At 55.0% G+C, this 11,508-nt stretch carries 11 protein-coding genes; 9 read left to right on the forward strand and 2 right to left on the reverse strand.

The window, feature by feature from the left end; genetic code table 11:
• Positions 1-15 precede the first annotated feature (15 nt).
• Positions 16-768 (forward strand): sulfite exporter TauE/SafE family protein, encoded by a 753-nt coding sequence (locus ABLV76_RS21880; protein WP_348878533.1) that lies wholly within the window; start codon positions 16-18, stop codon positions 766-768.
• On the opposite strand, the gene ABLV76_RS21885 is transcribed toward ABLV76_RS21880, so the two are convergent.
• Positions 765-1,463 carry a GntR family transcriptional regulator gene (locus tag ABLV76_RS21885; RefSeq protein ID WP_348878474.1) on the reverse strand — a complete coding sequence of 233 codons (699 nt, stop codon included), beginning with the start codon at positions 1,461-1,463 and terminating at the stop codon, positions 765-767. The genes ABLV76_RS21880 and ABLV76_RS21885 overlap by 4 nt on opposite strands.
• A 267-nt stretch (positions 1,464-1,730) precedes the next feature.
• On the opposite strand from ABLV76_RS21885, the gene ABLV76_RS21890 reads away from it, so the two are divergent.
• The 7 genes from ABLV76_RS21890 (at position 1,731) to ABLV76_RS21920 (ending at position 9,192) form a co-directional block, all read left to right on the forward strand.
• The gene (locus ABLV76_RS21890; protein ID WP_004205900.1) at positions 1,731-3,269 is read left to right on the forward strand and encodes a PTS transporter subunit EIIC; all 1,539 of its coding nucleotides are present in this window, start codon (positions 1,731-1,733) and stop codon (positions 3,267-3,269) included.
• An 11-nt stretch (positions 3,270-3,280) separates the two neighbouring features.
• Positions 3,281-4,609, forward strand: a complete 1,329-nt coding sequence (locus ABLV76_RS21895; RefSeq protein ID WP_053810391.1) for a 6-phospho-alpha-glucosidase — start codon at positions 3,281-3,283, stop codon at positions 4,607-4,609.
• Between the two features lie 741 nt (positions 4,610-5,350).
• The gene (locus tag ABLV76_RS21900) at positions 5,351-6,796 is read left to right on the forward strand and encodes a sugar porter family MFS transporter (RefSeq protein ID WP_004205904.1); all 1,446 of its coding nucleotides are present in this window, start codon (positions 5,351-5,353) and stop codon (positions 6,794-6,796) included.
• Positions 6,786-7,229 (forward strand): PTS sugar transporter subunit IIA, encoded by a 444-nt coding sequence (locus ABLV76_RS21905; protein ID WP_004205906.1) that lies wholly within the window; start codon positions 6,786-6,788, stop codon positions 7,227-7,229. Before ABLV76_RS21900 ends, ABLV76_RS21905 begins: the two co-directional genes overlap by 11 nt.
• A 431-nt stretch (positions 7,230-7,660) precedes the next feature.
• Entirely contained in the window at positions 7,661-7,912 is a 252-nt protein-coding gene (locus ABLV76_RS21910; protein ID WP_004205908.1) for a hypothetical protein, read from the forward strand.
• A gap of 12 nt (positions 7,913-7,924) precedes the next feature.
• Complete coding sequence (locus ABLV76_RS21915; protein WP_017900388.1) at positions 7,925-8,065, forward strand: hypothetical protein; 141 nt, start codon at positions 7,925-7,927, stop codon at positions 8,063-8,065.
• Between the two features lie 188 nt (positions 8,066-8,253).
• Complete coding sequence (locus tag ABLV76_RS21920; RefSeq protein ID WP_032426155.1) at positions 8,254-9,192, forward strand: alpha/beta hydrolase-fold protein; 939 nt, start codon at positions 8,254-8,256, stop codon at positions 9,190-9,192.
• 33 nt (positions 9,193-9,225) lie between these two features.
• On the opposite strand, the gene ABLV76_RS21925 is transcribed toward ABLV76_RS21920, so the two are convergent.
• A complete protein-coding gene (locus ABLV76_RS21925; RefSeq protein WP_004205911.1) occupies positions 9,226-10,881 on the reverse strand; it encodes an EAL domain-containing protein in 1,656 nt (551 codons plus the stop codon).
• 296 nt (positions 10,882-11,177) lie between these two features.
• On the opposite strand from ABLV76_RS21925, the gene ABLV76_RS21930 reads away from it, so the two are divergent.
• Positions 11,178-11,426: a hypothetical protein gene (locus ABLV76_RS21930; protein WP_004205912.1), complete on the forward strand. Its 249-nt coding sequence runs from the start codon at positions 11,178-11,180 to the stop codon at positions 11,424-11,426.
• Positions 11,427-11,508 lie beyond the last annotated feature (82 nt).

Below are 11,508 nucleotides of genomic sequence, written 5' to 3' on the forward strand. Positions count from 1 at the left end.
GATAGGTGAGCCATGATGTTTGATCTCCACACTCTCTGTTTACTGCTGATTTTTATCGCCGCCGGGCTGGTCAAAGGGGTGACCGGTATGGGGCTGCCCACCGTGGCGATGGGCCTGCTTGGCCTGCTGATGCCGCCACCGGCCGCGGCGGCCTTGCTGGTGCTCCCCTCGCTGTTGACCAATCTCTGGCAGCTGCTGGCCGGCCCCGCGCTGGCGCAGATTGCGCGTCGCCTCTGGTTAATGATGACCGGGATGATTATCGGCACGCTGGCGGGATCGTCACTGCTCATCCATCTTAACCCGCGGTGGTCGGCGCTAGCGCTGGGCGCCGTGCTGATAGCTTATGCCGGATACGCACTCCGTGGTCCGGCGGTGCAGGTTCCTGCACGCATGGAAAAGCGCCTGTCGCCGCTGATGGGCGGACTGACCGGAGTGATCACCGGGGCGACCGGGGTATTTGTTATTCCGGCGGTGCCCTGGCTGCAGGCGCTGGGCTTTCGTCGCGACGAGCTGGTCCAGGCCCTGGGATTGTCGTTCACCCTGTCCACTCTGGCGATGGCGGCCGGCCTCTCTCTGCACGCTGGCTGGCGCGCAGATTCGCTGCTGCTGTCGGCGCTGGCGCTGGCGCCCGCGCTGCTCGGCATGTGGCTGGGACAGCGGATCCGCTCGCGTCTCAGCCCGCAGCGCTTTCGTCAGGGCTTTCTGTTGTTCCTGCTGGCGCTGGGGCTGGAGCTTGTCCTCCGGGGGTTGCTGGCGGAATCATCCTAGCGGCGGGTAATGTGCTTCACATTGTATTTACTGGTGTTCTGGTAGATCTCTGAGAAATCAACGATCGCCCGGTTCTGGGCGTAGCTGACAGACTGCACCCGTAGCAGGAGGCTGTTAGGCGCCACCTGCAGCAGCTCCGCCTGCTCGCGGGTCGCCAGCACCGGGGTATAGCTGCGGTGGCTCTCAATAATGGTGATATGGCACTCTTTTTTGAAATAGTTGAACTTAGACTGCTCAAGGTTACCCACGCTGAGCCACGGAAAAGCGGCGTAGGGAATGTAGCTGTTCTCCACCAGGATCGGGACCTCATCAATCAGCCGCAGCCGCCTGACGTAGTAGACTTTTTCTCCCGGCTGGATCTTTAACTGCTGGGCAATGGCCGGCGGGGCGTCAAGCAAGGTGAACTCAATAACCTTATTGCGGTAGTTGGTGACCCCCACCACCTGCATCTGGTAGTTAAACCCCTCCAGCTCTCCGTCATGATAGTTACTTTTACGCACAATGCAGGTTCCGCTGCCGTGCCGCCGGGCGATCAGCTTTTCCTCCTCGAGTAGCGCCAGCGCTTTGCGCAGCGTCATCACCGAGACCTGCAGCTCCGCAGCCAGCGCTTTTTCGCTGGGCAGCATATCGCCGACGGCATAGTCGTCGCTGTTGATGCGGGCCTTCAGTTCTGTGGCAATCTTTTTATAAATCACTTTTAGATGTCTCACCGAGAGGAGTGACGTCAAATGCAGCTGCATTTAATGCATTGTATTTATTCATAAAAATTAATTTTCACGCGCCATAAGCAGCGTTAACTCATCTATAAAAATGGCTATATTTATATATCTCTCCTGCAACAATATATATGACTTTCGTCACAGATGGCCTTTTTCCTGCTCGGGATCCCGGTGGTCTGCTCCTAGTCTGATAAGCCTATTGATCAGGTGATGACAGCGGGCGATGAAGACGAGAGGACAACCATGATTGGCGTGAAAAAGCTTCAGGACTTTTCCAAGGCGATGATCGGGCCGGTGCTGTATCTGCCGGCTATCGGCCTGTTGATCGCCCTGTTCAGCATGACCACCAACCGGCTGTGGGTGGATGAAAGCAGCGGGATCTATCTGTTGGGGAAATTCGTCTCCAGCATGCTCTGGGCGCTGATGAACAATCTCGGGTTTCTGTTCTGCCTCGGACTGGCCAGCGGTCTGGCGAAAACCCGCAAAGCCGAAGCCGCTTTCGTGGCGGCCATGACCTGGCTGGTCTATCTGGCGGCGAACAACAGCTGGCTGACCCTGACCCATCGTCTGGCGACCGGAGCCACCAACGCGCAACTATATGGCAGCGGACAAACCTATATCTTCGGTTTTCAGGTCATCGATATGGGCGTGTTCCTCGGTATTATCCTTGGCTGCGCCGTCGCCTTTGTTCACAATCGCGTGGTTGGCATTGAGTTTCGCGGCGCGCTGTCGATCTACGGCAACAGCAAGCTGGTGCTGATCGTGATGCTGCCGCTGGTGGGCCTGTTTGCTATCGCCACCGTCTATCTCTGGCCGGTGGTGGAGCTGGGTATCTCGGCGCTGACCGGCTTTATGAAATCCTTTGGCGCCATCGGGGTCTTCCTGTACGGCTTTCTCAACCGGTTCCTGATCCCCACCGGGCTGCATCATTTGATCTGGTCGCCGTTCGTCTTTACCTCTATCGGCGGTCAGTTGCTGATTGATGGCCAGACCGTCATTGGCGCCAAGCCTATTTTTCTCGCCGAAATCGCCCGTCATCCTGTTGACGCGCTCAGTGATTCCGCCCGGTTTTTGACCTATGGGATGGTGAAGATTTTCGGCACCGCCGGTATGGCGCTCGCTTTCTATCGCACGGCGAAACCGGAGAATAAACAGCGGCTCAAAGTCACGCTGATCCCCTTAATTGTCACCTCCGTGCTGGTGGGGATTACCGAACCTTTTGAGTTTCTCTTCATCTTCACCGCCCCGCTGCTGTGGCTTATCTACTCCCTGCTGGACGGTTTTTTCCAGATGCTGGCCTGGCTGCTTCACGTGCGGGTCTGCGCCACCAACGGTCTTATCGATTTTGTCGTCTATAACCTGCCCGCCGGCGCTAGCGTGACGCGCTGGCCGGTGTTTGTCGCCCTCGGGCTGCTGGAGACCGCCACCATGTACCTGGTCGGCACCTTCTGTATTACCCGCCTGCGAATGCTTACCCCGGGGCGCGAAGCCGCTGCCGATGCGGTGCGTTCCCCACAGACGGATCCGGCAAATGGCGAGTCTGACAAAGGCGCGATGGTGATTGCGGGGTTGGGCGGCAAAGAAAATGTTTGTGCGGTGGAAAACTGTTTTACCCGCCTGCGGGTCGATGTGCGCGACCCCGCCCTCATCCAGCAGACGCTGTTAAAAGAGAGCGGCGGGAGCAGCGTGCTGATTAAAGGCAATCATGTTCAGGTGATCTACGGCCTGGGGGTTAACAAAATTCGAACGGCGGTCAACGCCAGTCTGGGTGTAACTGAATAACGAGGTGGTAAATGAAAGATAACTTTGTGGTCACGATTGCCGGCGGCGGTAGTACCTATACGCCGGGGATTGTCATGATGCTGCTGGAAAATATGGCGCGCTTTCCCCTGCGGGAGATCCGTCTGTACGATAACCATTACGAGCGTCAGAAGACCATCGGCGACGCCTGCGCCATTCTGGTGGCGGAACGCTTCCCGCAGGTAAAATTCAGCTATACCACCGATCCGCAGGCGGCCTTCACCGACGTGGATTTTGTGATGGCGCATATTCGCGTTGGCCTGTATGAGATGCGGGAAAAGGATGAAAAAATCCCGCTGAAATATGGCGTGCCGGGTCAGGAAACCTGTGGGCCGGGAGGGATCGCCTACGGTATGCGCTCGATTGCCGGCGTGCTGGAGCTGGTCGATTATATGCAGCAGTACGCCCCGGGGGCGTGGATGCTTAACTACTCCAACCCGGCGGCCATCGTCGCGGAAGCGACCCGTCGCCTGCGGCCCGACGCGCGCATCATCAACATCTGCGATATGCCGGTGGCCATCGAGGGGCTGTTTGCCGATATCCTCGGTCTGCCGTCGCGTAAGGCGCTGAACGTCCGCTACTATGGCCTCAATCATTTTGGCTGGTGGACCAGCATCACCGATAAAGCCGGTAACGATCTGATGCCTGCGCTCAAGCGTCACGTGGCGGAGCAGGGTTACAGTAGCCCAAAAGAAGATTTTCAGCATAAAGCGCCGAGCTGGATCGAAACCTTTAAAAAAGTGAAGGATGTGTTTGCCCTCGATCCCCTGACGTTGCCTAACACTTATCTGAAATACTACCTCTATCCTGACTACGAGGTAGCCCACTCTGACCCGGACTTTACGCGGGCTAACGAAGTGATGGCCGGACGTGAAAAAGAGGTCTTCGATATGGCCCGGGAGATCACTCGTCGCGGCACCGCGGAAGGCGCGCATTTCCATGCCGGGGCCCATGCCACCTTCATCGTCGACCTCGCCTGCGCCATCGCCTTTAACACCCAGGAGCGGATGCTGTTGATCGTGGAAAACAACGGGGCGATCGCCAACTTTGACGAGACGGCGATGGTGGAAGTCCCCTGCCTGGTGGGCGTCAACGGCCCGGAACCGCTGGCGATGGGAAAAATCCCTTCGTTCCAGAAAGGACTGATGGAGCAGCAGGTGGCGGTGGAGAAGCTGGTCGTTGACGCCTGGATTGAGAAAAGCTACCAGAAACTGTGGCAGGCCATCACCCTGTCAAAAACGGTGCCCAGCGCCGCGGTGGCGAAAGCGATTCTCGATGAGCTGATCGTCGCCAACGAAGGTTACTGGCCCGCGCTGCACTGATTTTTTGCCACAACCCTGCCGTGAGTGCCCCTCTCGGCAGGGTTATCGCCGGCATCCATCCCGCGATACCTCCTTCCATAGCCTCCCTCAGCGCCAACGCGTCGATGGCCTGCGCGACGCCAGCCAGACTGACATCACAGCATCGCCAGCCACAATTTTCCCTGAACAGAGTAATGAAATATAAATTCTATTCCTCGATATTATGGCGTAAAAATGTGATCTGCGTTGTATTCTTTGAGTTACATTAACCCACTGAAAACAACATCATTATTACTAACTCGCAAATTTAACCCGCATTTCATAGGGATATACTGCCGCATGCCATTGTGATTGGCTTCATGCATTTACCTTCCTGCAACACCAGTTTGAAATTAAATTTTCATAATGTGATCTTGTAGCATGCTCATTCCATTTCTTTGTGCCATATTCTTAGCACGGTAAATCGCCGGAACGACAGCAACGTGCCACACCAGGGCGCTGTCCTGCGGCCAACGTCGGCGCTGCCGACGCACTGAAGACCGCTAACCCGAAAAGGAGAACGGATATCGACGACATCCATGCCAACACCAAGCCGTAAACCTCTTTGACCGCCATTGCTTAGCGTACCCTGCCTTGTGCTGAGCAATTACACAAAGAAGAAAATCATTTAATTCAGTTAGATACGACAACACAGGCGTGATAAATCCTGACTGGGGAGATGTATTTTTATCTTGTGTCGTTCAACAAAATAAAGGGACTACCATGTCATTTATAACAAACCTGAACCAGCAACAGAGAAAACGACTTCATCAGATCACCTTAGTGGCCACCTTCGGCGGCCTGCTTTTCGGTTACGACACCGGCGTTATCAACGGCGCCTTTTCCTCACTGAAGCAGTACATGGCGCTGACCCCGACCACCGAAGGGCTGGTAATGAGTGTCCTGCTGATCGGCGCCGCGCTGGGCAGCGTGTTTGGCGGTAAGTTCGCCGACTACTTCGGCCGGCGCAAATACTTGCTCTTCCTCTCCTTTGTTTTTCTTATCGGCGCCCTGCTTTCCGCCGCGGCTCCCGATATCACTACCCTGCTGATTGCCCGCGCCCTGCTGGGCTACGCCGTCGGCGGCGCCTCGGTCACCGCCCCCACCTTTATTTCTGAAGTGGCGCCCACCGAGATGCGCGGTAAGCTGACCGGCCTGAATGAAGTCGCCATCGTTATCGGCCAGCTGGCGGCGTTTGCCATTAACGCGATCATTGGCATCATCTGGGGCCATCTGCCGGACGTCTGGCGCTATATGCTGCTGGTGCAGGCGATCCCCGCTATCTGCCTGTTTGTTGGCATGTGGCGCGCGCCGGAAAGTCCGCGCTGGCTGATCAGCAAAAACCGCCACGAGGAAGCGCTGCATATTCTCAAACAGATCCGCCCGGCGGAACGCGCGCAGAAAGAATTCGACGACATCTCCACCCTGATCAAAATTGAAGCCGGCAATAAGTTCAGCACCCAGAACACCTTCACCACTATCCTCAAAACGCCATGGATCCTCAAAATTTTGCTGGTGGGCATTACCTGGGCCGCGCTGCAGCAAACCACCGGGGTGAACGTGATTATGTATTACGGCACGGAAATCCTGAGTGCCGCCGGCTTCTCAGAGCGTACCTCGCTGATCTGTAACGTGCTGAACGGCGTCTTCTCCGTCGGCGGTATGCTGATTGGCGTGCTGTTTCTCGTCGATCGTTTTAAGCGTAAGACGATCATTATCTACGGCTTCGCCATTATGGCCACGCTGCACCTGATTATCGCCGCGGTCGACTACACCTTGGTGGGCGACCTCAAAGCCACCGCTATCTGGCTGCTGGGCGCGCTGTTCGTCGGCGTGATGCAGGGTTCGATGGGCTTTATCACCTGGGTGGTATTAGCCGAGCTGTTCCCGCTGAAATTCCGCGGATTGTCGATGGGGATCTCGGTATTTTTCATGTGGATCATGAACGCGGTGGTCAGCTACCTGTTCCCGCTGCTGCAGGCGAAACTGGGCCTTGGGCCGGTCTTCTTTATCTTCGCGGCCATCAACTATTTGGCGATTCTGTTCGTGGTGTTCGCCCTGCCGGAGACCTCCAATAAATCGCTGGAGCAGTTAGAAGCGGAGCTGTCAGCGAATCATGAGGATAAAAAATCTACTCGTCTCACCAGGGAGGTTGGCTATGATCGATAACATCACGCTGGATAATCTGCACATCGGCTGCAAGGCCAGTAATAAAGCGGAAGTCATCGCCATGATTGGCGCAGAGTGTAAAGCCAAAGGCTATGTCAATCAGGAGTGCGTTCACTTTCTGCTGGAGCGTGAACATCAGGTTTCCACTTTTTTGGGCAATGGCATCACCCTGCCGCATCTGCCGAAATCAGCGACGGATATCATTCTTAAAACCGGGATTGAGATCTATCAGTTTCCTGATGGCGTTATCTGGGATCGCGGCAACGTGATGTTTATTGCCATTGGCGTGATTGCGAAAGAGAAAGAGCATATTGACGTGCTCAAAGAAATAGCCTCGATATTCAGCGATGAGCTGATCGCGAATGCGTTGTCATTAATCTCCGACAAAAATGACTTCCTGAAGATCCTCCAGCATAACGCGCTACCGCGTTAAGTGCGCCACCGGCCGGGGCTCTGCCCCGGCCAACGCCCTATTTTATTGGTCTCGCAGAAAGCAAGCATTACGAAAAATCTAATTTTCTCCGTTATCACGTCACTCACAATAATAACCGGGGAAATTAACGCATATCGAATGGCTATCAACTCTATTTATTATGCGATAGCCTTTATTCGATATGTAAAAATAATCAATAAAAACATAAAATTAACTATTAAAAGGCGATTTATCCTTTGCTTTGCTAATCAGGCCGCGGGTGCCGCGCGCCAGTGATTCCTGCGCTATCCCATTAGTTTTGATTTATATCAATACCTCTTCCATCGTTAAAATGCATTTTACAGCGCGATTATTTTGCAAAGGTGTATACGACATTGGTTTTACGATTTGGATATTTATTTAGCCGGCCCGCAAGCCTGTGGGGATGGCTGATGTGTAACGCGCTTAACGGTATCGCGATCGTCCTCTGCTTTCGCGGGATAAGCATCGTGACAGGCTATCGTCAGGCGGTCTGGCAGGTCATCATCACGCTGGCTATTATTATATCGACCTGGTATAGCGCTAATTATTTCGCCGCCCTGGAAGCGCGACGCGACAGACGACGCTTTCTGCTGCTGGCCTGGGTGGTGATGACCATTCTACTGAATTTCATTCACCTCAGCGGCGCTGAATACCGTTATTAAAGGAGCATGCCCATGACGCTGGCTATGCTGTTGGTGCTTATCAATCACCATAAAGGTCTGACGATCTTACTGATTGTCATTATTGCGCTGTTGGTTATGGCGCTTACCCCGCTGGTCAAAAAACTGCTGAGCACTCTTCACGATCGGTCCTGACTTTTCTCTCACGGCCGCCGACAGGCGGCCATCTCTCCTCCTGTTAGACTGATTCCGCCACCAGCCTTAGCGGCATGCAGCCTGCTACAGCGCGCATGAAAAGAAATGAGAACCATTATCAATGAAGCTATGCTAACGTGTCAGCCCAGGCAAAACGCCAGATGACAGAAAACAGGGGGACAGACGAGGTGAAGCAGGATTCAGGGATCATCACAGCGCGGCAGGCGCACGGATTGCTGACGCTGGCGATAGGCGCCGCGCTCTTCTACAGCAGCGGCAGTTTCGCCCGGCCGGATCTGCAGCCGCTGGGGCCGAATATTGCGGACAAAGGGTCAGCTTTCTACCATTTTACCCAGCGCCAGTACGACTCTGCCGATGGCGAACGCCATTACCGGGTGTGGACTGCGGTGCCGGATAAAGCGCCGCCGGCCGCCGGTTATCCGGTACTGTATATGCTGGACGGCAACGCGGTGATGGATAAACTCAACGACGCGTTTCTGCAACAGCTCTCCGCTGGTTCCCCGCCGGTCATCGTCGCTATTGGTTACCAGACGGCGCTGCCCTTCGATACCGCAGCCCGGGCCTGGGATTACACTCCGCCGCTTAAGACGCATCAACCTCGCGCCGGAAAATCCGCGCTGCCGCCGCGAAAAACCGGGGGTAATGACCTGTTTCGCCAGCTGCTGAGCGAAACGATGGTTCCGCAAGCAGAAGCTAAGCTGAAAATCGATCCCCGCCAGCGCGCTATTTGGGGTCACTCCTATGGCGGACTGTTTGTACTCGACGCGTGGCGTAAGAGCGACCTGTTCCATATCTTTTATTCCACCAGCCCGTCGCTCGGCCAGGCACTCGAGTCTCCGCTTAAAGACAGCAACAACATCGATGCCGCGGCTTTCGTCGGGAAATCGCTGTATCTGCTGGAGGGGGATGGCAAAGCCCCTGGAGAGCCGTCCGGGCACGTGGCTTCCCTGGCGGTTTTGCGTCAGACCCAACAGCAACTGGCGGACAACGGCTTGCGGGTGGCCTTCTGGCGCTACCCTGGGCTGACCCATGGTCAGATGTTCGAGGTCTCCCTGCGCTCCGCGCTGCTGCACCTTTCCGGGCAGGCAGCGCTTGCGCATCAGTGATGACCTTGCGCCCACCAGCGGACGGCGGGCGATTCAGCGCTGATCGGGCAGGTGTTTAATATCGACCGGCTCGCCGAACAGGAACCCCTGCATTTCGTCACATCCCTCCTCTTCGAGGATCTGCAGTTGTCCTGCGGTTTCCACGCCCTCGGCGATAAGCGGCGTATTGATCGAGTTGCCCAGCGAAATAATGGCCCGCACGAATGAGCGGACCTGGGGATTGCTCTCCACATCCAGCATAAAGCTGCGGTCGAGCTTGATGACGTCGAAATGAAAATCGCGCAGCATGCTCAGGGAGGAGTAGCCGGTGCCGAAATCATCCAGTGCGATACTGATCCCCATCTTTTGCAGATGATGCAGGACGCTGAATGCCAGCTGCTTGTTCACGATAAACGCCGTCTCGGTGACCTCAAACTCCAGCAGGCTGACCGGATAGGCGGTACGCATCAGGATCTCGCGGACTTTTTCGATAAAGCTACGATGACGCAGCTGCACCGGCGAGATATTGACCGAAATTTTTCTGTTGAGACCCTTTTCCAGCGCTTCGTTACACACCTGCTCCAGCACCCAGTAGCCTAACGGCACGATGGCGCCGCTCTCTTCGGCAATGGGAATAAACACGTCCGGCGGAATAGCGCCCAGCTGAGGATGCTGCCAGCGCAACAGCGCTTCATAACCGGTGATGCGACGATCTTTAATATTGCGGATCGCCTGATAGTGAAGCGAAAACTCCCCCGCCTGAATACCGCGGCGGATGTCGGCGGCCATCATATTCCGCTGCCGCGTCTTGTCGTCCATCTCGCGTTCGTACCAGCAAATTTTGTGGTCGAGACTGCTCTTTGCCCGATACATGGCCAGATCGGAATTGCTCAGAACCGTATTAATATCCGTCCCGTCCTCCGGGTAGACGGAGATACCCATGCTGGCGGAAAGGATCACTTCCGTCGCGGCAAACGTCTGCTTACCGCTGAAGCAGTGCCAGAGACGGGCGGCAAAGGCGTCCACCTCGCTTTCATCGGCAAAAGGTTTGACGGCCACAAACTCATCGCCACCGAAGCGGGCGACCATCTCCTCCTTCTGCAGCGTTTTGAGTACGGCGCCTGCCACGCGCTGCAGCAGCTGATCGCCAATAAGATGGCCCTGCAGATCGTTAATCTCTTTAAACTTATCTAAATCGATGGTGAAAACGGCAAAGCGGCGGGCGTCATTCCCGGTGATTAGCTTTTCCACCCGCTCAAAGAACTCCACCCGATTGGGTAAACCGGTCAGCGCATCGTAACGCGCCATCCACGCGATGCGGTCATTGATCGCCTTCTGTTCGCTGATGTCGCGGGTAATTTTGGCAAAGCCCAGCAGGTTATTTTGCTCATCGCGGATGGCATTGATCATGACATGCGCCCAGAACCGGGAGCCATCTTTACGATACCGCCAGCCTTCGCCTTCGAACTGCCCGCTACGCAGGGCAATTTGCAGATTATTCGCCGGCACCCTGGAGAGTTGTTCGGCTTCGCTATAGAAGAGACCGAAGTAGCGACCGATGATCTCATCGCTCAGGTACCCTTTTGCCCGGCGGGCGCCCTCATTCCAGCTAATGACCGTCCCGTCGGCGCTCAGCATATAGATGGCATAATCTTTAACACTTTCAATAAAGTGGCGATAGGCAATGTCCGTCAGGTGATCGTTACTCATGGTACAGCGCTCTCTGTGGCTCGGTCGTGGCAAAACGCATTAGATATAACAGAATCACGCCCATAATGAATACAAGGTTAAGGTGTTTTATGGTCGCCTTTCCGGCCCGGACAACCGCCGATCGCGCGGCGGACACTCCTGTTAAGCGTAGTGGACCAGGCCACCTTCGGGGGGATAACCTCGGCGATTTTCGCACTTAGGTCGCCCACTAATAGTTACTTTTATTGATTAAAAAGTTTGATTGAAAGAATAAATAAAAGGAGTAATGTTAATAATACTTTCTATGGAGGTTAAATATGTTGCGTGATTATTTAAAAGTGGAAAAAGAAGATCGGTTGGTTGAACAACAGAGTCGTCATGACAATAGTCAGCATTATTCTTCGGTAACTGAATGGGTTATTTTAAGTAAAGATGGCCAGCGTAAAGGCCGGGTATCCCTGTTTGACCGCTTCACCACCCGCCGCTCCTGGAGCGACAGCTTCCGCATTACGCAGTTCGATAATGCGGGTAAAGTGGTGGTGGATAAACTCACTGACGCGCTGTAAATTCCCCGGATTCCCGGCCTGACGGGAGAATATTCATACGCAAAATTAACACCTGCATAAAATATATTGATGCGTCGTCATC

This window comes from Klebsiella sp. GB_Kp047, from assembly GCF_040065235.1.
GTDB classification, from domain to species: Bacteria; Pseudomonadota; Gammaproteobacteria; order Enterobacterales; family Enterobacteriaceae; genus Klebsiella; species Klebsiella quasipneumoniae.